Below are 22,228 nucleotides of genomic sequence, written 5' to 3' on the forward strand. Positions count from 1 at the left end.
ACATGTCACTCACTTCCCACCGCCGAGTCACGCCTTGGGCACTCAGAGTGGCCGCCATACCGCGTCGGCTGCCCCGGGGTCCTGCGCACCCGTGCGACCCGGTGCCACGTCGTCTCTCGACGTGGTTACCGATCAGCCACAGCCGCCACCGAGCGTGATGCCGCGGGCCCCCAGCCACGGCGTTGGATCGACGCGGTCCTGGTAGAGCCCATTCCGATGGGTCTCGATGTGCAGGTGGGGTCCCGTCGACTGCCCCCGGTTGCCCACCTCGGCGATCTGCTGACCGGCAGTGACCACCTGACCCGCGTTCACGAAGTACTCGTTGATGTGGCCGTACACGGTGATGGTGCCGTCCCCGTGCTGGATGTAGACGGCCAGGCCGAACCCGCTCGCAGGCCCCGCGTCCAGCACCACTCCGTCATCCGGTGCATAGATGGGCGTACCGATGGGAGCGGCGATGTCCACGCCGTTGTGCTTGGCGCCGGACCGGCTTCCGTAGCAGGACGTCACCCGACCGGCCACGAGCGCGGCGGTGCCGGCGCGCGCCATCGCAAGTTCGCCTCGCTGCTGCTCGTCCCGCGCGGCAACCGGATCTGCCACTCCCTGCGCCCCCAACAGCTTGATCTCCGCGTCGCGGAGCTGCGCGTCGAGGGCGAGCTTCTGGCCAGCAGCAGCGTCGTACGCCTGCTGAGATGCCGCGAGCTGCGCCTGGGCTGCAGCCTCCGCCTCGACCGAGGCGCGCACGGCCGCATCGCGCTCCGCAACCGCAGCCTGGGCCGCCCGATCAGCGCGCTCCTGCCGCCCCTGGATCACCTCGAACTCCTCGAGCCGCTCGGCGCGGTCCTCACCCAGGAGGTCGAGCATCGCAGCCCTCTCCAGCACCTCGTCAGGTCCGGCCGCGTCGAGCAGCGCGGCCGCATCGCCCAGCGAATCGGCACCCATGAAGGCATCGCGGCCGAGAGCGGCAATGCCGCCCCGAGCGGCATCGACCGCCGCGCGAGTCGCCTCCAGCTCAGCGGCAGCGGCAGCGGCTTGCGTCTCTGCATCCACAAGCGCAGCCTGCGCAGCGCGGGAGGCGTCGGCCGCAGCCTCCGCTTCCACGGTGGATCTCTCCAGATCCTTCTCAGCCGCGGTCACCAACCCCGAGATCCTCTCGACCTCAGTACTCAAAACAGCCTCCTCCGACTGCCCTTCGGCGGGGGCAGCAAGTGCCGTCACGGCCGACAGTCCGATGACAAGCGCTGCCGTGGCGGCAACAAGGCCGGTGCGCCGGTGGCGGATGATCGCGGAACCGACTCCGGGGAGACCCGTTCGACTGTCTCGGCGGAGTCGATCGGAGCGGACTACGGACGGGACGACGGTCGTGCGGACGGATCGGTTGTGCAGCGTCGCCAAGGCGGCGGATCTCCGTTCTTCCTCGCCGCCTACCGGGTTAGCTGACGGGTTCGGGCGGGAAGGCGCCCTACCCGCGTGCTCGCAGTCGCGCTCACGCGGGATTCACCCCAGGGGAACGGTGGGTCCCCGGTCCGTCCGGCCGTGTGGCACGGGCAGTTAGGCGGGGTCCGACCGAGGCTCTCCGGTCGAGAGGCACAGCTCGGTAGGACCGCCCGGAACCGTAGTACGAAGTTCCTTAGTTGTCACGGTTGCATAACGACGGCTGACGAAGCTGCTGGTCAACAACACCTGCACCGAGGACATCCCAGGGGCCGTCGCGCTCACGAGACGCCGCCGTAGGAGTGCAGACCGGTCGACACCAGGTTCACGAACAGCAGGTTGAAGACGAGGCTCGCGAAGGCGACCAGGTTCACCCACGCGGCCGGGCGGCCTCGCCACCCGGCGGTGGTTCGGGCGTGCAGGTAAGTCGCATACAGAGCCCAGGAGATGAAAGCCCAGGTCTCCTTCGGGTCCCATCCCCAGAACCGCCCCCAGGCGCTCTCCGCCCAGATCGCGCCGGCGATGACCGCGAACGTCCAGACGGGGAAGCCGAAGACCGCGGTGCGGTGCGCCACCCGGTCGAGCACGGCCACACTGGGCAGCTTGTCGGCGATCCCCCCGCTCCTACGGCCGCCGTCCCCCAGCGTCCTCTCGCGGTGGACCGCGACCAGGTACAGCGCACTGGCGACGGCGCTGACGATGAAGATGCCGAACGAGATGATGGCCGCCGAAACGTGCACGGCCAGCCAGTCCGAACGCAGGGCGGCAATCAGCGGACCGGATTCCGCGTAGAGGTAGAGCCCGATGAGAACCAGCCCGAGCACCACGGGCCCAAGCACAAAGGCTCCGATGCGTCGCACCGCCGGCACCCGGACTGCGAACACGAGGTAGGCGACCACGCCGGCGAGTACCGAGGCAGTTGCGAACTCGTACATGTTGCCCCACGGCACCCGCCCGGTCGCCGCGCTGCGGGCGACGAGCACACCGGCGTTGGCGAGGGCGCCGGCACCCGTGAGCCCGACGCCCAGGAGCCCCCAGCGGCGACCGGCCGAGCCGGACGCCGCCGCCGGCGGCTGGGCTCCGTCCTCCGGAGAGGACAGGGACGTGCCGACACCGACGGTGGCCAGCTCCTGACTCGGCCGGAAGGCGCGCCTTCCGAACGCGAGCTCGCCACAGAAAGCGAGCGCCGCGAGGGCATAGATGATGATCGAGGCGCTGAAGAGGGAGTCGGACAGGGCAGAGAACTGGTCGGATGTCATCGGGATCCTTGCTTGTCGGTGTGGACATCGCGTGGCACGGTCTCGTGGCGAGCGCTCGAGGGCACGTTCGACCGATGTGGCTCACGTCGGCGGAGCACGACGGCGGCGAGCAGCGCGGCCAGGCCCGTGGCGGTGGCGGCCCACTCGGCGCCGGCGCCGATTCGGCTCGCCAGGGTGGTGTTCTGCCGCAGGGCGATGGCGCCGCTGAACAGGTAGGGCGTGAAGAGTTCGGACCGGTCGATGACAGTGCCGTCGGGTGCGACGACCGCGGAAATCCCGCTCGTTGCGGCGACGATGACCGTCCGGCCGTGCTCGATGGCACGCAGGCGGCTCATCGCCAACTGCTGCTCGCTCTCGGCGGTGTAGCCGAATGTCGCGTTGTTGGTCTGCACCACCAACAGCGAGGCGCCGCCGTCCACGACGTCGGACACCAGTCCGTCGTAGGCCACCTCGAAACAGATGAGGTCTCCGATCCGCACTCCCCCGACGTCCAGAACGCCGGGCTCATCCCCCGCGACGAAGTCCCGACGCAGGCGATCGACCTGATCGCTGAACAGCCGGAAGAACGAGCGGGCCGGCACGTACTCGCCGAACGGCACGGGATGCCGCTTTGCGTAGCGCTCGCCAGGACCCTCCACCGGATCCCAGACCACACCGACGTTCGTCAGCTTCTCCCCGGGCCCGTCCAGGACGGCACCGATCAGGATCGGCACGCCTACTGCGCGCGCCGCTCGGTCGATGGCGGCTGCCGCGTCCGGGTTCTTGTAAGGATCGATGTCGGAGGAGTTCTCCGGCCAGATCACGAGGTCCGGCCGCGAGGCCGTGCCGGCAGCTACCGCTTCGGCCAACTCCAGCGTCTGCTCGACGTGGTTGTCGAGAACTGCGCGACGTTGGGCGTTGAAGTCCAGGCCGGCCCGGGGCACGTCGCCCTGGACAACAGCGACCGTGGCCGTCGGCCCGCCGGCCGTCAGGCTGGACCCGGGCAGCGGTAGCCAGGCAAGCGCCCCGACCACCGGGACGAGTAAGGCTGCAGCGACGAGTATCGCGACGGCGCGAGGCTGGCCGGCGCGGCGTTCACGTCGCCCGAGCAAAGAGCGCCAGACAGCGCGGGCGAGCAACGTGCCGGTGAGCGCCACGGCGAAGGTCACCAGCGCCACGCCGCCGTACGCGGCGAAAGAACCCAACGGCCCGTCGGCCTGACTGAACCCGAGTCGTCCCCACGGAAAGCCCCCGAACGGAATGCGGGAACGGGCGGCCTCCTGCCCCACCCACAACGCCGCCATCCAGACCGGAGCCGCCGGAAGCCGACCGACCAGTGCCGACGCGCCCCCCAAGGCGGCGTAGAAGACCGCTTGGAAAGTCGACAGCGCCAGCCAAGGAAGATCGCCGACGAAGACGCCGGTCCAGCTCAGCAAGGGGAACAAGAAGCTAGAGCCGAGCAGCATCCCCAGCGCGGCGCCCCACCGTGCACTACGGCCGCGCGTCGCCAGCGCGAGGGCGAAGGGACCACCCACAGCGAGCGGCCAGAGTCCGTACGGCGGGAAGGCCAGCCACAGGCACACCCCGCCGCCCGCGGCCAGGAGAGCGGCCACCGGCCATGGGACCACCGCCTCGACCCGGCCCTCGTGGGTCCGCACGTCACCCCCGTCCGCAGCACGCCTGACGCCTTCACCTCCAGACATTCCTACGTAGGGTAGTAGATGCGATCGACACGCAAACGCCCACGAGCAGACTGGCGACGAGCCAACCGCCTGTACCCTCCTAGGCAGCTTCGTAGAGCGGAGCTTCCAGCTAGTCGGCCGGCTACACCCGCCGGATGGCCGCGGTCGGCGCTCGATCCGCCGGACCGGATCAACGAGGAGAGCGGTTGAGCACCAACCTGAAGATTTCCGCCGCGCTGGTGGCGGCCTTCGTCGTGACCGTCGCCGTCCTCCTCGGGGTGAACAACTCCGGGGCGGACGACACCGGCACGGCCGAAGCAGGCGGCGCGCCCGTCGTGCGCGAAGACAGCCACCAACTCTCCACCGCCGCCGACGACAGGGTCACGCTGGTGGAGTTCCTGGACTTCGAGTGCGAGGCCTGCAAGGCCGCGTACCCGTTCGTCGAGCAGCTTCGCGACGACTACGACGGGCGGGTCACCTTCGTCGCCCGCTACTTCCCGATGCCGGGCCACGCCAACGCAGAGAACGCGGCCGTGGCGGTCGAGGCCGCAGCCCGACAGGGCCGGTTCGAAGACATGTACCACCGCATGTACGAGACGCAGACGGAGTGGGGGGAGCGGCAGGACTCTCAGGCGGATGTCTTCCGCGGCTTCGCCGAGGGAATGGGCCTCGACATGGCCGACTACGACGCAGCGGTCGGCGATCCCACCACTCTCGAGCGGGTGCTGCGGGATCGCGAGGACGGTCTCGCGCTGGGCGTGGAGGGCACACCGACGTTCTTCCTCAACGGGGAAAAGGTCGAGGCGCAGACCACCGACGAGTTCATCGAACTGATCGATGCTGCGCTCGCCGACTGAGACGACCCTGACCGTCACCCCCACTGAGCACTCGAAGCAGCTCTCCGGTTCGAACGGCCGGGAGGCGCCGTCGGAGCGCGGGCTGGCTTGGCTGCTCCTGGTCGGCGGGCTGCTCGGGCTCGTTGCGTCCTTCGTTCTCGCCGTCGAGAAGTACGCGCTCCTGGCTGATCCGTCCTACGTGCCGACGTGCAGCCTCAATCCCGTCCTGAGCTGCGGCTCCATCATGTCCAGCGCTCAGGCCGAGGCCTTCGGTTTTCCCAACCCGCTGCTCGGCATCGCCGGCTTCGCCGTCGTGGCCTCGACCGGCGCGGCCCTTGTCGCCGGGGCACGGGTCGCGGGCTGGTTCTGGGGCGGCCTGCAGGTCGGCGTATCCCTCGGCGTCGTCTTCGTGCACTGGCTGATCTTCAGCAGCCTGTACCGGATCGGCGCACTCTGCCCGTACTGCATGGTCGTCTGGGCGGTGACGGTTCCGATGTTCTGGTACGTCACCGTGCACAACGCCACCGCAATCACATCGCGATTGCCGCCTTGGCTCGCCCGCGCGGTGGCGCGGGCACGAGCCCATCACGGTGTCGTGCTCACGATGTGGTTCCTCTTCATCACCGCCGCCATCCTGGAGCGGTTCTGGCTGTACTGGAGCACTCTCGTTGACTGACATCGGATCCCGTCGCGGAAATCTGGCGCTCTGCGGCCTGATGATCGCCGCCGCCCTGGCCGGCTGCTCCGGAGAGAGCGCTACCAACGCCAGCACGGCCACAGAGAGCTCGGGAGACTTCGACTTCGCGGGCAACACGCCGCTCGGCGAGGTCATCCCTCCGGCAGAGCGGGAATCGGCGCCGACCTTCACCGGAGAGCTCCTCGACGGGACTGCATTCGAATCCGCGGAGTTGGCCGGCGAGATCACGGTGCTCAACTTCTGGGGATCGTGGTGCGCGCCCTGCCGCGTGGAGACGCCGGAGTTCCAGGCCGTGTATGCCGACGTTGCCGATTCGGGCGTGGAGTTCCTCGGCGTCGACGTGAAGGACAACCGCCAGATGGCGCAGGCCTTCGTCGAATCCGTGGGAGCGGAGTACCCGTCGCTCTTCGATCCACGAGGAGAGGTGGCGATGGCCTTCCGAGGCTTCCCGGCCAACGTCGTGCCCAGCACCATCCTCATCGACCCCGCCGGCCAGGTGGCCGCCGTCTACGTGGCGGTCGTCCCGGAAGACGACCTGCGGCGGGCGATCGATCGACTCCTGGCCGAAGAGACCCCACGGTGAGTGAGCTCGGCGACGCGTTCGCCACCATCGTCAGCGACGGCTCACTGCTGCTCGCCGCAGGAGTCGCCGCACTGGTCGGCCTCATCAGCTTCGCCTCGCCGTGCGTGCTTCCGCTCGTCCCCGGCTATCTCGCATACGTCGCCGGCCTGACCGGCGCCCAGACCGGCGCCGCTGCAGCACCCGCCGTCAACCGCAGCGAGGCCACCGCGGCGGGCGACCGTCCCGGCTCGACCATCACTGCACCGCCCGGTCAACGGCGCCGAGTGGTCACCGGCGCCCTGCTCTTCGTACTGGGTTTCACCGCAGTCTTCGTGTCCTTCGGAGCACTTTTCGGGGGCCTCGGCCGCCTGCTCCTCGAATGGGCTCCCCTGCTGACCCGACTCATGGGCGTCGTCACCATCATCATGGGGCTAGCCTTCCTCGGCGGGCTCCACTGGCTGCAGCGCGAGCGACGCATCACCCGGCGCCCTCCGGCCGGCCTCCTCGGCGCCCCCGTACTGGGCGTCGTCTTCGGGCTCGGGTGGACGCCGTGCCTAGGGCCGACGCTGTCGGCGGTCAACACGCTGGCCTACACCGAGGCCTCGGCCGCCCGGGGCGCCGTTCTGGGTCTCGCCTACTGCCTCGGCCTGGGAATCCCCTTCGTGCTCGTCGCACTCGGCGCCCGCCGCGCCCTCACGCTGTCCTCGTGGGCCCGCCGGCACGCCCAGACCGTCATGCGGATCGGCGGCGTGCTCCTCATCCTGCTCGGCATCCTGCTGGTCACCGGCGGCTGGGACCACATCATGGTGTGGCTGCGCTCCTGGCTGGCTTCCACCGGCTTCGGCACCTCTGCCTTCTGACCGTCGAGCGCGCGGTCAGGACACGCCCACTACTAAGCTGCTTAGGTTACCGTTCGATCACGGCGTGCTGTTATCTCTCTCGGAATCAACGGCGAGAGCATCGGGACGGTGAGCGGTGATCGGGCGACTGCGCAGGCCGGCGATTGCGACATCCCGGCACTCCCGGCCCGCCCCCGGCCTGCGTCAGCGGCCGCGACTCCTCCTCAGCACGATCGTCGTCGGCGCTGTAGCAGCAAGCCTCTGGGAAGGCGGCTGGTGGCTGGACACTCCGGTCGCGCACGCCCACGAGGGTCCGGCCGGGTCGGTGGTGCTCACAGAAGGAACGCTCGACATCCTGGCCGACGAAGCCGCTCGGCCTCAGATCGCAGAAGCCCAGATGGCTGCGCGCAGCCAGGAGCTAGCCGCTTCTCGTGCTGCGCGGGAGGAGGCAGCGCGACCCAAGGCTGTCATGCCCGTGGAGGGGCGCCTGACCAGCGCCTACGGACGCCGATGGGGCTCGATGCACTACGGACTGGACATCGCGGCGCCCATGATGACCCCGGAGTACGCCGCCGCGGATGGCGTCGTCCTGCGCGCAGGGTCCGCCCAAGGTTTCGGGCTCGCGGTCTACATCCTCCACGACAACGGTGATGTCACCGTGTACGGCCACATGGAGCAGATCCTGGTCGACGACGGCCAGACCGTCAGGGCCGGTGACACCATCGCCCTGCTCGGCAATCGCGGCCAGTCGACGGGCCCGCATCTGCACTTCGAGGTGTTCGAGGGTGGGCTCGACGGGCGCCGCGCTGATCCGGCCTCATGGCTCCGCGAACGAGGCGTCGACATCTAATAGGTCTCGAGGGAATCGCAGCCGGATAGACCGCAAGGACAGTATTGGCTGTATTCAGCGAACGCTATACGGTGATGTCGTGATGCCTGTGCTGCACGCTGAAGTGCTCGCCCGCTTCGGCCACGCCCTGTCCGACCCCACCCGTACTCGTCTCCTGCTCGCGCTGCGCGAAGGGCCGGGGTACCCGTCCGAGCTGGCCGAGATGCTCGGCGTGACGCGACAGAACCTCTCCAACCACCTGGCTTGCTTGCGCGGGTGTGGCTTGGTCGTGGCGGTTCCGGAGGGCAGGCGCTCTCGGTACGAGTTGGCGGACGCCCGGCTCACTCACGCCCTCGGTGATCTGCTGGGCGTCGTCCTGGCCGTGGATCCCGACGCCTGCCCGACCGCGGCGACGGACGAGTGCTGCTGATGCTCCCTGCGCCCCGGTCAGGCACCGATCGCTGGCTTGTGCGGCTCACAGGCAGCGGCCGACGGTCTCATCCGGTCGGGGCCGCAGGTCATTTCAGGTCCGCCGTCCGACCCGGCGACGTCCGATCCGGCCGGGATGGCTGCGCAGGCCCCGCCGACCTTCAGGGGGTATGACATGTCCGACCTCTGCTGCGGTAGCGACGACGAGCGCCGCCCGGCCGTCGGCACAACCGGGCGAACGAGCACCAAGACCGCGATCTCGCTCGGGCTCGCGCTGAGCCCAGCAGTCGCCGACGCGCCGCCCGGCTCGGAAGGCTGCGCGGACGGCTGTGCCTGTTGCGGCCCGACAGCGACGCGGCCAGGAGACACGCGGGTGCCCCCCGCGCAGGGCGGGGACGGCTGCGGGGACCCCACCTGCTCGGCGCCGGCACCGGGCGGCGATGAGCAGGCGGAAGCGACCACGCTGTGGCGGTCGCGTTCGGCGCAGCTGGCGGGCCTCGCCGGGTTGCTGTGGCTGTCCGCTCAGCTTCTCGCATGGGTGACCGACGACGGGGCCGCCGCTACGGCGTCGACGGTGCTGGCGGCAGGTGCAGTGCTCAGCGGCGGTGCAACTTTCGTGCCCGGCACTGTCCGCGCGCTACGGCGTGGCCGGCTCGGCGTGGGCACGCTGATGACCGTGGCGATGGTCGGGGCGATCGCGCTGGGTGCCATCGGCGAGGCCGCGATGCTGGCGTTCCTGTTCTCCATGGCCGAGGCGCTGGAGGACTATGCGGTAGCCCGGACCCGCCGCGGGCTGCGCGCACTGTTGGACCTGGTTCCGCCCCGAGCGACGGTGGTGCGCGCCGGGGTCGAGTTCGATGTCGATCCGGCCGAACTCGTGGCCGGTGACGTGCTGGTGGTCAAGCCCGGTGAGCGGCTGGCCACCGACGGGCTCGTGCAGACCGGGCGCTCCGCAGTCGACACCTCGGCCGTCACCGGGGAATCGGTGCCGGCCGAGGTGGGCCCCGGTGACGAAGTATTCGCCGCCTGCATCAACGGCGGCGGCGTTCTGCAGGTGGTGGTCACCGCCGGGGTGGCGGACAACTCCTTGGCCCGCGTCGTGCACATCGTCGAGGAGGCCCAGGAGCGCAAAGGCGCCGCGCAACGTCTGGCCGCCCGCATCGCCCGGCCGCTCGTGCCTGCCATCTTCGTCGTCGCGACCGCGATCGCCGTCCTCGGCAGCATCCTGGGCGACCCCCAGGTGTGGATCGAACGCGCTCTGGTGGTGCTGGTTGCTGCCTCACCGTGCGCTTTCGCGATCGCGGTCCCGGTCACGGTCGTCGCCGCCATCGGCGCGGCTACCCGCGCCGGCGTGCTCATCAAGGGTGGGGCAGCACTGGAGGCCCTCGGCGGAGTGCGCGCCGTGGCGCTGGACAAGACCGGGACGCTGACCCGCAACCGGCCTGCCGTGGTCGCCATCGAAGCTCTGCCCGGGTACGACCAGCGTCGGGTCCTCACTGTGGCGGTGGCGCTGGAAGCGCGGAGCGAGCATCCCCTGGCCGGAGCCGTGCTGGCCGCCTGGCCGGCGGACGAGCCTGCAGTCGAGCCCGCTGCGGACACCCAGGCGCTGGCTGGCAAGGGCGTCACCGGCTCCATCGACGGACGATCGGCACGCCTGGGCAAGCCCGGCTACATCGACCCCGGACCGCTCGCCGCGGTCGTGACTGCCCACCAGGACGCCGGAGCCACGGTGGTGCTCGTGGAGCTCGACGGTCGTCTGCTGGGAGCGCTCGCTATCCGCGACGAGCTCCGTCCCGAAGCTGCCGAGGCCGTCCGTGCACTGCACCGGCTGGGCATCAGCACCAGCATGCTCACCGGGGACAATGGCCGCACCGCCGCGCAACTAGCCACCGCCGCTGGGATCGAGCAGGTGCACGCCGAGCTTCGTCCTGAAGACAAGGCCACCCTCGTGGAGCAGTTGGGCCGCCACGGCAGGGTCGCGATGGTCGGCGACGGCATCAACGATGCACCCGCGCTGGCCACTGCCGACGTGGGCATCGCCATGGGCGCCATGGGCACCGACGTGGCGATCGAGACCGCCGACGTTGCGCTCATGGGCGAGGACTTGCGCCAGTTGCCCCGGACGCTCACGCACGCCCGTCGGGCGCGGCGAATCATGCTGCAGAGCCTGCTGCTGTCGGCGGCGATCCTGGTCGTACTCATCCCGCTGGCCGCCTTCGGCGTCCTCGGACTTGGCACTGTCATCGTCACGCACGAACTTGCGGAGGTCCTCGTCATCGCCAACGGCGTACGCGCCGGCCGGCCGCAGGCCTACCGGCGGCCACTTGCCCACGCGTTGGCGCCGACCACCGCCTACGTCACCCAGCGGCAGCCCGCCAGTAACGGAGTTCCCCAGTGATCGCTCGACCCGGCACGTCAGCTGCACTGCTGCCCGCGCGCCATGACGTACTGAGCAGAACATGGCTGGCGACGGCGGTAGCAGCCCGGTGAGCGGCGGACATTCCCACGGGCACGACCACGGAGGGACCGCGGGGAACGCCGCAGGTCACCGTCGCAGGCTCGCGATCGTCCTGGCTCTCACCTCCACCGTCCTCGTGGTCGAGGTGATCGGTGCACTCATCTCGGGCAGCCTGGCGCTCCTGGCAGACGCCGCACACATGCTCACCGACGCTGCCGGGCTGGCGATCGCGCTCATTGCCGCAACTCTGGCGATGCGCCCCGCCACAGCGAAGCGCACGTGGGGCTACCGCCGCGCGGAGGTCCTCGGCGCCACGCTGCAGGCGGCGGCGCTGTTCGCCGTGGGCACGTACGTCCTCATCGAAGGCGTCAGACGACTCTTCGAGCCCGCGGAGATCGCTACGACACCGGTCCTCGTCTTCGGCGTCGTCGGCCTCGTCGCCAACGCGATTGGCATCGTCATCCTGACCAGGGGCGGACGCAGCTCGAACGTCAACATGCGGGCGGCGTTCCTCGAGGTACTGAACGACACCCTTGGCTCGGTGGCCGTCATCCTCTCCGCCATCGTGATCGTGCTGACCGGATGGCAGCAGGCGGACGCCGTCGCCTCCTTGCTCATCGCCGTGCTGATCATCCCGCGGACGATCAAGCTGCTGCGGGAGACCATCTCGGTGCTGCTCGAGAGCACGCCGCCGGGGCTGGACCTCGTCGACGTCCGTGGTCACCTGCTGGGTGTTCGGCACGTGCTGGACGTACACGACCTGCACGCTTCGCAGATCACCAGCGAGCTGCCCGTGCTGACGGCGCACGTGGTGGTCGAGGACTCCTGCTTCCAGGACGGGCACGCGCCGCAGGTGTTGGACCAATTGCAGGCGTGCCTGGCCGAGCACTTCGACGTGAGCATCGCGCACTCGACGTTCCAGCTGGAGACCCCGGCGCACGCCTCACACGAGCTTGCGGCGCACGACTGAGCGTGACCTCGTGAAGCTGTGGTCACCCTCGCGCCCTTCGGGGAACAACGCGACGCCTCCCCCGTTGACGCGACACCGGCACGCATCAACGGCAGTACACCTGCCGCCGTTCATGCCAATTGCCGAAACGTCGGGGTCGCGCGAGGTGTAGAGCTCGGTTGGCGAGACATCGGCTCTACCAGAAAGGGCGCCGCGCAACTGCGATCACAAGACCGCATCGCTGCCGTAGGAGACGGGCACCTGCTCGGCCGCAGCCGCGGTCGCGTCGACAACGGGCGGGGGCGTGGGGGTGCGCGCCAGCCCGACGGCGAGCCCGATGGTGGCGGCGAAGAGGACCACTTCGACGCCGGCCAGTCTCAGGAACGCCCGCGGTTGACCCGCCCGCAGCGCCGGAAGGGCCCGCCGGCGGTGCCATGCGGCCAGCGCCAGCAGTCCCACGAAGGCGACGATCTTCGCCAGCAGCACGATCCCGTAGCCGGTGTCGACCACCTGGTCGAGGCTGGAGAAGCGCGTGAAGGCGGTGGCGGCGCCGCTGCCGGCGACGACCACGGCCAACGGTGCGGCGAGGCGGCTGAACCGTTCGACCGCGGTGGTCCGCGCCGGGCCGGTGAGCCTAGCGGCGAGCATCAGCGCCAGCAGGCCACCGGCCCACAGCACGACGCCGAGCACGTGCACAGCGACGGCGGTGACGGCGAGGTCGTGGTCGGCCTCGTCGGCGGAGTGCGAGGTGAAGGCCGGCGGAACAGTCGCGGCCAGGGCTACGAGGAGCAGCACCCGCGCCCCGGCCGGGCGCCACACGGTTCGGGCGAAGATAGCCACGACGGCGGCGAGGGCGGCGACCACGACCAGGTCCCGCCCCTGCTCGACGCTTTCGACGAAGCTCCAGACGCTGCGCAGCGAGATCGCCGAGAACCCCGTGCCGAGGAAGTCGGCCAGCAGCACCGGCAGAGAAGCCAGCGAGGCCAGGCCCCACGCGACTGCACCCCAGCCGGCCAGCCGCACCCACCGGTAGCCGGCTGTACTCAGAACCGTGTCTCCCGGCACGAGAACCACGGCTCCGAACAGGCAGCCCACGGTCAGTACCGCTGAAGCGTCGGCGATCAGCCGCAGGGCGGGGACCAGCCAGGCGACAACCGCCGGCGGGGCCGGAATGCCGGGGACCGAGACGACGGCGGCCGCGCCGCCGGCCCACAGCGTGAGCGCACAGACCGCGATGGCCACCAGCGCGGAACCGAGGACCAGGAGGCCTCGGCGCACCGTCGCCGGCGGCGAGGAGCTCTCGTCCACGCGCGGCTCAGCCACCGGTGTCGCCGCGCCGGCGCAGCGCGAGCCACGTGGCCACGATGAACAGCAGGCCCACCGCGGCGAGGAGCAACCACAGGCCCCAGCTGCTGTCTGCGTCGCTGTCGACGGCCGGGGAGACCGCGCTCGCCGTGTCCGGGCTGGGAGCGGGCGTGGTCGCCAGAGTCGGCTGAGCCGGGGCCGTCTCCGTCGCCGCACCGCCGGAGCCCGTCAGGGTGAAGGTGAGCTGGCCGGACACGGGGTGGCCGTCATCAGAGACGACCCGGTAGGCCACCACGTAAGCGCCGTCACCGCTCGTGCTGACCGGCTGTGACACGACCGCACCGTCGATGGCGGCCTCCCCGGAGGTGACCGACTCCCCATCCGGGCCGGTGACAGCCACCTGGGCGAACTCCGAAGCGACCGCCGAGGAGAACGTGAGGCTGATCGCGTCCGGAGCGACGGTCAGCGTCTGCCCGTCAGCCGGCGTCGAGGACTGCAAGCCGGTGTGGGCCGCAGCCGGACCGCCGCTGAGGACGAGCAGTAGCGAGGCGAGGACCGTCGCAGCGGCTAGAACGAGACTGCGTGGAACAGACGACACCATGGGGGCCTCAGTAGCGTTTCGGATAGGAGCGGGCTGAGCGTGAACGTGATCTGGCGAGTGGAAGCGGTCTGGCTACCTGCGTCCGTGACGTCAGGCTGACGTGACGGTCATCGTCCCGATCTGGCCCAGAGCGACATGGAACGAACACTCGAACTGGTAGTCGCCCAGCTGGTCCACGGGGAACTCCATCGTGTCGCTTTCGCCCGGTGCCAGGATGGGAATCTCTTCGGCGATCTCGGCCGGCCCGACGCCGGGCGTGAACCGGAAGTTGTGCGTCAACTCCTTCGCCTCGCTGATGAGGGAGAGCCGCACCCGCCCGGTGGTCACCGTGAACGCGGCAGGGTAGAAGTCGTAGTCGTCGCGCACCAGCACTGTGACCTCCTGGGTCCCGTCCGGGGCGATGGAGACCGTTCCGTCGACCGCCACGTCAGCCGGCGCGTCGTCGGACGACTCGTCCGGGTCCGAGCCGCAGGCGGACAACGCCATGGCGCCCACCCCCGCCAGACCGGTCAGCAGCACCGTTCGCCGGCTCACGATCAACTCAGCCATTGGTCACTGCCACCCCGGTCGCTGTCACGGGATGTTGCAGATGTCGCTCAGCGCGGCACACACGGCGGGGTAGCCGGCGATGAGCAGCGGCGCTACGACGACGGTCAGTGCACCGACGACAGCAACGCGGTACCGCCACGGATTCAGCGGCGGCTCCGGGGACAGGAGGCGTGAGACACGAAGAACCGCCGCATCCTGAGCCATCGCCAGGGCAGCAGCAGGTGCCTTCATCTCGGCAAGGCTCACGATGGCCGAGGCCAGGTTGACCCGGTCGACCCGCTGCAGCGCCGCGTCGTCCGCCAGCAGCTCGATCAGCTGCCGGGTCTCCCGGGTGGCCACCTGGAACAAGCGGACACGAGGGAAAGCGCGCGCCAGGATCTGCGACAGCGCCACAGCCAGGTTGTGGCGGCCACGGAGGTGAGCCGCCTCGTGGGCCAGCACCCCATCCAACTCACAGCTGGACAGATTGCTCAGCGCTCCCCGTGTGACCACGATCTGCGCCGACCGTCCCGGCAGGCAGAAGGCGGCAGGGGCGGGCGTCTCGATGACGGAGATGCCCAAGCCGGCGTCCGTCTCGGTGATGAGGCTGAGAGAACGGCGTAGCTGACGGCGACTCCACCAGCCACCGCCTAGAACGCGCACTCCACAGATCAGCACCCACATCGGGAGCGCACCGGCCAGAAAGGCACCGAAAAGCTTCCCCGGCAGCAACTCCGACTCGCCATAGGCGTCCGCGACACTCATGGCACAGGCGTGCACGACTGCGCCGAGATCGCCGGCAAGCGCCGTGATCGGGATCAACAGGGTGACGCCGGCGAGGACGACCGTGATCACCGCGCTGATGGTCAGAGCCTGCCAGGTGAAGATCGCCACGCGCGGTGCCTGCCGGGTCCAGGGCGCCGATGCCAGCCGCGGACCCACCAGGAGGATCGCGGCCGCCACGCAGAGCAGACTCAGGCTGGCGATCATGGTCCGCCGCCCTCAGCCTGCTGACCGCGCCGGCGCGCGCTCTCCACTGCCGACCTCAGCTGGGTGACGCTGTCGGAATCCAGGTCGGCGACGAAGTGCATGAGCACCTCCTGCCGATCTGCGGACTCCGCCAGCACGTCTTGAAGCAGGGCCGCTGCGTGCTGGGCCTGCGTGCGCACTGGCCGGTACAGCCACGCCCGGCCGCTCATCTCACGGGTCACCTGACCCTTGCGGTGCAGGTTGTCCATCACCGTCATCACGGTCGTGTAGGCGAGTTTGCGGGACGTGCTGAGCGAGGCCAGCACATCTCGGACGGTCGCAGGCTCCGCTCGCTCCCACAGATCCCGCATGATCGCCGCCTCAAGTTCTCCGAACGGTCGCATGGACCCACTTCCTCTCGCCGCGACTCCGCCGAAGCACCGTGACGGCCGCACGCAGGGGACGCGCCCCTCGTCGACCCCTTCTACGATCCTACTTAGGAGATACCTCTACGATTCAGCTTAGAAGATCGATCAGCCCGCCGGGCGCAGCCCCAGCTGATCGTCGGCCCCCGCCTCCGTGAAAGTGAGCCGCGACGATGACGATCGCCCCAGCCCCGATCGTTTCCCGGCCAAGTCTGGCTCCGCCACCGACCAAGGGGTCGCGACTGACCAGCCTGCTGCGAACCACCGACCACAAGACCATCGGCCTGATGTACATGGTCGCGTCGTTCGGGTTCTTCATGATCGGTGGCCTGATGGCCATGTTGATGCGCGGCGAGCTAGCCCTTCCGGGCCTTCAGTTCACTTCCCCCGAGCAGTACAACCAGCTGTTCACCATGCACGGCACCATCATGCTGCTGATGTTCGCGACGCCACTTTTCTTCGCGTTCGCAAACCTGATCATGCCGCTGCAGATCGGTGCCCCCGACGTAGCGTTCCCACGGCTGAACGCGCTGTCGTTCTGGTTGTTCCTCTTCGGCAGCCTGATCGTGGTCTCCAGCGTCGCCACCCCCGGCGGGGCCCCGGACTTCGGCTGGACAGCCTATGCACCGCTGTCGAGCGAGCTGCACTCCCCGGGCGTGGGCGGTGACCTGTGGATCACCGGCCTGGCGGTCAGCGGTCTCGGCACGATCCTGGGTGCGGTCAATTTCATCACCACGATCGTGAGCCTCCGCGCCCCCGGCATGACGATGTTCCGGATGCCGATCTTCGTCTGGAACACGCTGGTCACCAGCATCATGATCCTGCTGGCCTTCCCGATCCTGACCGCGGCGCTACTCGCCTTGCTCGCCGATCGCAACCTCGGGTCCCTCATCTTCTCGGCCGAGAACGGCGGGCCGATGCTCTGGCAGCACCTGTTCTGGTTCTTCGGCCACCCCGAGGTCTACATCATCGCGCTGCCGTTCTTCGGCATCGTCACCGAGATCATCCCGGTCTTCGCCCGCAAGCCGCTGTTCGGCTACAAGGGCATGGTCGGGGCGACTCTGGCCATCGGCTTCCTCGCCCTCGCCGTCTGGGCGCACCACATGTATGCCACCGGCGCGGTGCTGCTGCCCTTCTTCGCCTTCCTCACCTACCTGATCGCGGTACCTACCGGGCTGAAGTTCTTCAACTGGATCGGCACCATGTGGCGGGGTCAGATGACCTACGAGACGCCGATGCTGTTCTCCATCGGTTTCATGGTGACCTTCCTGCTCGGTGGTCTGACCGGCGTGCTGCTGGCCTCCCCGCCGCTGGACTGGCAGGTGCACGACTCCTACTTCGTCGTGGCGCACTTCCACTACGTCGTCTTCGGCACCGTGGTGTTCGCCGCCTACGCCGGTATCTATTTCTGGTTCCCCAAGATGTGCGGCCGGATGATGGACGAGCGACTGGGCAAGCTGCAGTTCTGGATGACCTTCGTCGGCTTCCACGGCACGTTCCTCGTGCAGCACTGGCTGGGCAACCAGGGCATGCCGCGCCGATATGCCGACTATCTGCCCACTGATGGGTTCACCACGCTGAACATGATTTCCACAATCTTCAGCTTTGTGCTCGGCGCCTCGGTGATCCCGTTCATCTACAACGTGGTGCGGTCCTGGAAGTACGGGAAGCTCGCCCTGCGCGACGACCCGTGGGGTTACGGCAACTCGTTGGAGTGGGCGACGTCGTCCCCGCCGCCGCGGCACAACTTCGTGGAGCTTCCGCGGATCCGCTCCGAGCGCCCCGCGTTCGAGGCGCACTACCCGCACCTGGTCGAGCGGCTGCAGGACGAGGCGCACGCGGGCAAGCGCCACGCCCCCTACGTCAGCGAGCTCATCCCAGGCACGGGAAAGCGTCAAGGCCCGAACGACCCTGACGTCACCTGAGCCACTGGGAGGAACGACACCGACCATTCGCCGGCGCCCCGGTCCGCCTTTCGAGACGGGGTGGGTCGCTGTAGGCCCACCCCGCCCGCTCGACCCGCTGCACGGGCATTGACTGCGTCCGCCCCGTGGCGCCTGCTGTTGACCCCTCGGTAGCGCCTCGGCAAGCCCGTGGCGTAGGCGGTCAAGCCTCGAACAGAGTCCTTCCCCACCAGTCGTCGGCATCGCGAGCTCCCGGCGGGCAGGCGAACACGGCGGAGGACCTGTGCTGGATGAACCGGTTGAGCGCATCCGCGGCAAGGTTTCGCTGCACCTGCACGAAGCCGGTATCCGGGTTGCGCTGGTAGGCAATGAAGAAGAGGCCGGCATCGAGACGGCCGGAATCGTCTGTGCCGTCCACGAAGCTGTACCCACGCCGCAACATGGCCGTTCCTGAATTGGTGGGATGAGACAGGAATACATGCGAGTTATGCGGGATGGCCGGACCATCGCCCCTGACGGCGCCGAAGTCGGTCGGGTCGAATTCCTTTCGCTGACCCAGCGGCGCGCCCGCGGTCTTCGTGCGTCCGATCACCGCCTCCTGGTGGGGTGCGGGCACCTGGTCCCAGTCCTCGATCAGCATGCGGATCCGACGGGTGACCAGATAGGAACCGCCGGCCAGCCAAGCGACGTCGTCCTCCCCCACCCATACGAACTGCTCGAGTGCGCTGCCGTTCTCGGCCTTGAGGTTGGCCGTGCCGTCCTTGAAGCCGAGGAGGTTGCGCGGCGTCGCCTGTGCCGTACTGGTGGATGACGTGCGGCCGAACCCGAGTTGGGTCCAGCGCACACGCACCACCCCGACGCCCAGGCGCACCAGGCTGCGCACGGCGTGCACCGCCACCTGGGGGTCGTTGGCGCACGCCTGGACGCACAGGTCCCCCCCGCTGATGGAGGGATCGAGCGCGTCGCCTGGGAACACTGGTAGCTCGACCAGGGATTTCGGGCGACGAGCCGCCAGTTCGAAGCGGTCGACTCCATCGCCCGTCATGAACAGCGTCGGTCCGAATCCGACGGTCAGCGTGAGGCCGGACGGCGGTAGTCCCTGCGCCTCACCACTGTCGTCCGGGCCGACGATCTCACCGGCGGTCAGTCGCCGGGCGGCCGCCGTCCACGACGCCAGCATTGCCACGAGCGCCTCACGGCTGTCGGTGACGACGTCGAACGCGACGAAGTGGAGCCGGTCCTGCGCCGGCGTCACGATCCCCGCCTGGTGAGTACCCGTGAACTCGACCGGCGTGGGAGACTCCCGCGCTGTCGACGACGACACGACGGGCGACGGCGGCCTCGCGGCGGTCGTGCGACCTACTACTCCCCCGACTGCCCCGGACGCCAGGACGCCCGCGGTCCCGAGCCCCGCCATGCCGAAGAGCTTTCGACGGGACAGGCCGCGCTCCTGCCTCTCCGCCGGTCGGTCCGCCGGCGGCGACTCGTCAGTCACGACAGGATCCGCGGAGCTTCGCACGTTGAAAACTGAAGGGCGCACACCACGGCCAGGCTACTATCCGACATAGGAGTCTGGTCCGCTCGGCACCCAGACTCAAGGCGGGCTGATGATCGGGTCGGGCAACGCCGAGGCCAGTTTGGCAATCGCGACAATCCGCGACCGCGGATTCGTGCGGCGACCTGCGTTGCGGGCTGCGACACGCCACGGCCCGCTCTCGGCCCAACCAGAGAGGAACGCCGGCAGCGAGCCGTGCCGGCGTGCCGCATCGACGGCTACTACCTTGACTAGTCGTGACGTCTACGCACTCCAGGACGATGGGACCCACTTGTTCCGGCAACAGTTGGGCCTACCTCGACGCTGACCTGCGGACCGGTGCACGACAGCGGGAGACCTGATGATGGATGGGATGTCGCAGGTGCAGTCACGCATCGCCGAGATTCAGGCGCAGCTCGCGCCACTGAGTGCGCGACCGCGCGCGACCGCGGCCGACTGGATGTCCGCTGCGACCGCTGCCGGTCTGGTGGACGCCTCACGGCCGCCGGCTGTGGCCACGAGTTCGCCTGCCGGCGCGACCGATGCGGCGCCGATGGTCGCCGGAACGGACCGCGAGTCCGCCATCACGGGAAAGGCGCTCCAGTATCTCGGAGTGCCCTACCTATGGGGCGGCACCGACCCCTCGAAGGGTCTCGACTGCTCCGGATTCACACAGTTGGTCTACAAGAGTCAGGGCGTAGACCTCCCCCGCGTCTCCTCTCAGCAGGCGACCGCTGGACGAGCTGTCCCGTCGATGGCGGAGGCCCGCCCGGGGGATCTGCTGTTCTTCGACTACTCGCCCGAGAGGCCAGGTATCGACCACGTGGGGATCTTCATGGGTGACGGCAAGATGATTGCCGCGCCACAACCCGGCGAGGTCGTCAAGATCCAGTCGGTGGGCGATCCCACCGTGATTCGCCGGGTGCTCTCGTAGGCAGTCGCCTCGAGCGAGGAGACAGCTTCGTCGGACGGCGCTGACAGCAGGTCCCGCCTCTGCTCGCTGGCGCAAGTCTGCTCACCTCGCCGAGACGCTTCTGGTCGATGAAGACGGCCCACCGCTGCATCCCGCCACACCGACTGCGTGCACTTCGGCTCTGCGCTCCAGCGATCCCGCCCGCAAGTCGCATCGAACCGATGGACCGCATCGGTGCCGTCTGCGCGGCTCGCCGTCGGTAGCTGATGACCCGTCGCTCCTATCTACTAAAGCGCATCGTAATCTATCGGCGGTCGGCACTCCCACCAGCGCTCGACCACGCCGTCGGCCACGGTCCGCATGGACCGCGGCGCGCGCAGGCAGCCTGCAAGAAGGAGCCGCAGTGAGTTGGTGCTCGAGCGTCCGGACGAGTTCAACGACCCCTCTTCAAGGCACGGGTACAGCGAGGACGGCATGACCGACCTGCAGACCCAGCCCGACCGAGCATCGGTCGCCGCCCATCAGAACTCGGTGCTGCGCCGACCTGGACGGTGGCTGGTGCGCCGCTGGCGGTGGTTGACCAGCATGCGGACGGCGGTGGTGCTGCTGTTCCTGCTGGCGCTGGCGGCTGTGCCCGGCTCGCTGTTCCCGCAGCGGTCGTTGACGCCCAGCGCGGTGGCCCGGTACTTCCGAGAAAATCCCGACCTGGCGCCTGTCCTCGACAGGTTGTGGATGTTCGACGTCTTCGCCAGCCCGTGGTTCTCGGCGATCTACCTCCTGCTCTTCATCTCGCTCATCGGCTGCCTGGTCCCGCGCTGCACCGAGCACCTGCGGGCCCTACGGGCCGAGCCGCCGCCCGTACCTCGGCATCTGCACCGGCTCCCGGTTCACACGGAGAACACGGTGTCACTGCCCTCGGAGACGGTGGCTGAGCAGCTCGAGGCCGATCTGCGATCGGCGCGGTTCCGGGTGTCCCGACGCAGCATCCCCGGTGGTGTGGAGATATCGGCCGAGCGCGGTCGGGTGAAGGAAACCGGCAACCTCGTCTTTCACGTCTCGCTCTTGGCCCTGCTCGTCGCGCTGGCCGGCGGCAGGTTGTGGGGCTACGAAGGCAGCATCCTGGTTACCGAGGGAGACGGCTTCTGCAACTCCTTCCAGCAGTACGACCGGTATGTCGCAGGGCCGTTGGTGGATCCGGACGGCCTGACGCCGCTCTGCTTCGACCTGGAGGATTTCCGCGCCACGTACGAGCCGAACGGCACGCCGGCCTCCTTCACCGCCGACATCGGGGTGCAGGCAGAGCCGGGAGCGGCCACGGAGCAGACGACGATCGGGGTCAACGACCCGTTCCGCTCCGACGGGGACCGTCTGTACGTGACGGGGCACGGCTTCACACCCCTTTTCACAGTGACGCTGCCGGGCGGTCAGGTCTTCGAGCAGCTGTCGGCACCGTTCCTGCCCCGGGACAGCACGACGTTCGCCAGCGAGGGAGTCGTGAAGTTGCCGGATCTCGGTGACGGCTCCGGTGACGGGTTCGCCCTCGAGGGCTTCTTCGCTCCGACCGGCCTGATCCAGGGCGGCGTCCTGACCTCGGTGGATGCGCGGCCGCTCAACCCGCAGGTCGCCATCGTCGGCTATCGCGGCTACCTGGGGCTGGACAGCGGTGCGCCACAGTCGGTCTTCACGCTGGACCAACGACAGATCGACGTCGGTGCGCTGAACCAGATCGGGGAGGCGAACTTGGACATCGGCGAGAGCGCAGAGTTCGAAGACGGCACCGTCGTCCGCTTCGACGGGTTCCGTGAGTTCGCGGCCCTGCAGGTGTCGCACGATCCGGGGCAGGTCGCTGTCCTCATCAGCGCCATCACCATGCTGCTCGGACTTCTGGTCACACTGCTGGTGCGCCGGGAGCGGGTCTTTGCTCGAATTGCCAGCTCGCAGGTGTCGAGCTCTGTCGACGACCGGTCGACGACGGTGTCGATGGCGGGACTCGCACTGGGTGGGAACGGTGACATCCGCGAACGACTCCACGGACTCACCAGCAGCCTGCTCGGTGACAGCCAGCCGGGACAACACCACGGCCGTTGAACCGCGAG

The 22,228-nt window shown here is 69.0% G+C and carries 20 protein-coding genes and 1 riboswitch; of the genes, 11 read left to right on the forward strand and 9 right to left on the reverse strand.

The features are described from left to right. Window positions 1-132: 132 nt before the first annotated feature. The 3 genes from CRP29_RS13440 to lnt all read right to left on the reverse strand — a co-directional run bounded on the left by CRP29_RS13440 (window position 133) and on the right by lnt (window position 4,285). A complete protein-coding gene (locus CRP29_RS13440) occupies window positions 133-1,137 on the reverse strand; it encodes a M23 family metallopeptidase (RefSeq protein ID WP_231486445.1) in 1,005 nt (334 codons plus the stop codon). Window positions 1,138-1,406: 269 nt separating this feature from the next. Next, a riboswitch (cyclic di-AMP (ydaO/yuaA leader) is annotated at window positions 1,407-1,554 on the reverse strand. Between the two features lie 161 nt (window positions 1,555-1,715). Then, a complete protein-coding gene (gene ccsB / locus CRP29_RS13445; RefSeq protein ID WP_051515490.1) occupies window positions 1,716-2,693 on the reverse strand; it encodes a c-type cytochrome biogenesis protein CcsB in 978 nt (325 codons plus the stop codon). Then, entirely contained in the window at window positions 2,690-4,285 is a 1,596-nt protein-coding gene (gene lnt / locus CRP29_RS13450) for an apolipoprotein N-acyltransferase (RefSeq protein WP_245852794.1), read from the reverse strand. The genes ccsB and lnt overlap by 4 nt, the downstream gene beginning before the upstream one ends. Before the next feature lie 275 nt (window positions 4,286-4,560). On the opposite strand from lnt, the gene CRP29_RS13455 reads away from it, so the two are divergent. The 8 genes from CRP29_RS13455 (at window position 4,561) to CRP29_RS13490 (ending at window position 11,974) form a co-directional block, all read left to right on the forward strand. Then, window positions 4,561-5,211: a DsbA family protein gene (locus CRP29_RS13455; RefSeq protein WP_097195605.1), complete on the forward strand. Its 651-nt coding sequence runs from the start codon at window positions 4,561-4,563 to the stop codon at window positions 5,209-5,211. Continuing rightward, complete coding sequence (locus CRP29_RS13460; protein WP_040336900.1) at window positions 5,192-5,866, forward strand: vitamin K epoxide reductase family protein; 675 nt, start codon at window positions 5,192-5,194, stop codon at window positions 5,864-5,866. The genes CRP29_RS13455 and CRP29_RS13460 overlap by 20 nt, the downstream gene beginning before the upstream one ends. Beyond that, entirely contained in the window at window positions 5,859-6,470 is a 612-nt protein-coding gene (locus tag CRP29_RS13465) for a TlpA family protein disulfide reductase (RefSeq protein ID WP_245852796.1), read from the forward strand. Before CRP29_RS13460 ends, CRP29_RS13465 begins: the two co-directional genes overlap by 8 nt. Next, window positions 6,467-7,309, forward strand: coding sequence for a cytochrome c biogenesis CcdA family protein (locus tag CRP29_RS13470; RefSeq protein ID WP_040336902.1), 843 nt, complete (start codon window positions 6,467-6,469; stop codon window positions 7,307-7,309). The genes CRP29_RS13465 and CRP29_RS13470 overlap by 4 nt, the downstream gene beginning before the upstream one ends. A gap of 115 nt (window positions 7,310-7,424) precedes the next feature. Then, complete coding sequence (locus CRP29_RS13475) at window positions 7,425-8,138, forward strand: M23 family metallopeptidase (RefSeq protein WP_040336903.1); 714 nt, start codon at window positions 7,425-7,427, stop codon at window positions 8,136-8,138. Between the two features lie 82 nt (window positions 8,139-8,220). Beyond that, entirely contained in the window at window positions 8,221-8,547 is a 327-nt protein-coding gene (locus CRP29_RS13480; RefSeq protein ID WP_040337853.1) for an ArsR/SmtB family transcription factor, read from the forward strand. A gap of 174 nt (window positions 8,548-8,721) precedes the next feature. Beyond that, window positions 8,722-10,944, forward strand: a complete 2,223-nt coding sequence (locus CRP29_RS13485; protein WP_217991598.1) for a heavy metal translocating P-type ATPase — start codon at window positions 8,722-8,724, stop codon at window positions 10,942-10,944. 61 nt (window positions 10,945-11,005) lie between these two features. After that, the gene (locus tag CRP29_RS13490) at window positions 11,006-11,974 is read left to right on the forward strand and encodes a cation diffusion facilitator family transporter (protein WP_166518177.1); all 969 of its coding nucleotides are present in this window, start codon (window positions 11,006-11,008) and stop codon (window positions 11,972-11,974) included. A 204-nt stretch (window positions 11,975-12,178) separates the two neighbouring features. On the opposite strand, the gene CRP29_RS13495 is transcribed toward CRP29_RS13490, so the two are convergent. The 5 genes from CRP29_RS13495 to CRP29_RS13515 all read right to left on the reverse strand — a co-directional run bounded on the left by CRP29_RS13495 (window position 12,179) and on the right by CRP29_RS13515 (window position 15,760). Then, window positions 12,179-13,276 (reverse strand): copper resistance D family protein, encoded by a 1,098-nt coding sequence (locus CRP29_RS13495; RefSeq protein ID WP_141437123.1) that lies wholly within the window; start codon window positions 13,274-13,276, stop codon window positions 12,179-12,181. Next, on the reverse strand, window positions 13,269-13,859 hold the full coding sequence (locus tag CRP29_RS13500; RefSeq protein WP_097195607.1) for a copper resistance CopC family protein: 591 nt from the start codon (window positions 13,857-13,859) through the stop codon (window positions 13,269-13,271). Before CRP29_RS13500 ends, CRP29_RS13495 begins: the two co-directional genes overlap by 8 nt. A gap of 90 nt (window positions 13,860-13,949) precedes the next feature. Then, window positions 13,950-14,378, reverse strand: a complete 429-nt coding sequence (locus CRP29_RS13505; protein ID WP_231486448.1) for a cupredoxin domain-containing protein — start codon at window positions 14,376-14,378, stop codon at window positions 13,950-13,952. Window positions 14,379-14,432: 54 nt separating this feature from the next. After that, window positions 14,433-15,377 (reverse strand): M56 family metallopeptidase, encoded by a 945-nt coding sequence (locus tag CRP29_RS13510; protein WP_051515494.1) that lies wholly within the window; start codon window positions 15,375-15,377, stop codon window positions 14,433-14,435. Further along, window positions 15,374-15,760 (reverse strand): BlaI/MecI/CopY family transcriptional regulator, encoded by a 387-nt coding sequence (locus tag CRP29_RS13515; RefSeq protein WP_040336907.1) that lies wholly within the window; start codon window positions 15,758-15,760, stop codon window positions 15,374-15,376. Before CRP29_RS13515 ends, CRP29_RS13510 begins: the two co-directional genes overlap by 4 nt. 194 nt (window positions 15,761-15,954) lie before the next feature. Between CRP29_RS13515 and ctaD the strand changes: the two genes are divergently transcribed. After that, window positions 15,955-17,706 (forward strand): aa3-type cytochrome oxidase subunit I, encoded by a 1,752-nt coding sequence (gene ctaD / locus CRP29_RS13520; protein WP_040336908.1) that lies wholly within the window; start codon window positions 15,955-15,957, stop codon window positions 17,704-17,706. A gap of 181 nt (window positions 17,707-17,887) precedes the next feature. Here the strand turns inward: ctaD and efeB are convergent, their stop codons facing one another. Beyond that, window positions 17,888-19,180, reverse strand: coding sequence for an iron uptake transporter deferrochelatase/peroxidase subunit (gene efeB / locus CRP29_RS13525; protein ID WP_281256805.1), 1,293 nt, complete (start codon window positions 19,178-19,180; stop codon window positions 17,888-17,890). 412 nt (window positions 19,181-19,592) lie between these two features. Here efeB and CRP29_RS13530 point away from each other — a divergent pair, with 412 nt between their 5' ends. Both CRP29_RS13530 and resB read left to right on the forward strand, forming a co-directional pair. Beyond that, entirely contained in the window at window positions 19,593-20,153 is a 561-nt protein-coding gene (locus tag CRP29_RS13530) for a C40 family peptidase (protein WP_245852797.1), read from the forward strand. Window positions 20,154-20,492: 339 nt separating this feature from the next. Further along, window positions 20,493-22,220, forward strand: coding sequence for a cytochrome c biogenesis protein ResB (gene resB / locus CRP29_RS13535; protein ID WP_245852798.1), 1,728 nt, complete (start codon window positions 20,493-20,495; stop codon window positions 22,218-22,220). Window positions 22,221-22,228: the final 8 nt, after the last annotated feature.

Source organism: Blastococcus aggregatus, from assembly GCF_900221005.1.
Classification (GTDB): Bacteria; Actinomycetota; Actinomycetes; order Mycobacteriales; family Geodermatophilaceae; genus Blastococcus; species Blastococcus aggregatus.

Bases quoted from the DNA above. Each gene is read 5' to 3' on its own strand.
- CRP29_RS13500 (WP_097195607.1), bottom strand. From the start codon at position 13,859: ATGGTGTCGTCTGTTCCACGCAGTCTCGTTCTAGCCGCTGCGACGGTC.
- CRP29_RS13490 (WP_166518177.1), top strand. From the start codon at position 11,006: ATGGCTGGCGACGGCGGTAGCAGCCCGGTGAGCGGCGGACATTCCCAC.
- CRP29_RS13515 (WP_040336907.1), bottom strand. From the start codon at position 15,760: ATGCGACCGTTCGGAGAACTTGAGGCGGCGATCATGCGGGATCTGTGG.
- resB (WP_245852798.1), top strand. From the start codon at position 20,493: ATGGACCGCGGCGCGCGCAGGCAGCCTGCAAGAAGGAGCCGCAGTGAG.
- ccsB (WP_051515490.1), bottom strand. From the start codon at position 2,693: ATGACATCCGACCAGTTCTCTGCCCTGTCCGACTCCCTCTTCAGCGCC.
- CRP29_RS13460 (WP_040336900.1), top strand. From the start codon at position 5,192: ATGCTGCGCTCGCCGACTGAGACGACCCTGACCGTCACCCCCACTGAG.
- CRP29_RS13530 (WP_245852797.1), top strand. From the start codon at position 19,593: ATGTCGCAGGTGCAGTCACGCATCGCCGAGATTCAGGCGCAGCTCGCG.
- CRP29_RS13480 (WP_040337853.1), top strand. From the start codon at position 8,221: ATGCCTGTGCTGCACGCTGAAGTGCTCGCCCGCTTCGGCCACGCCCTG.
- ctaD (WP_040336908.1), top strand. From the start codon at position 15,955: ATGACGATCGCCCCAGCCCCGATCGTTTCCCGGCCAAGTCTGGCTCCG.
- CRP29_RS13510 (WP_051515494.1), bottom strand. From the start codon at position 15,377: ATGATCGCCAGCCTGAGTCTGCTCTGCGTGGCGGCCGCGATCCTCCTG.
- CRP29_RS13485 (WP_217991598.1), top strand. From the start codon at position 8,722: ATGTCCGACCTCTGCTGCGGTAGCGACGACGAGCGCCGCCCGGCCGTC.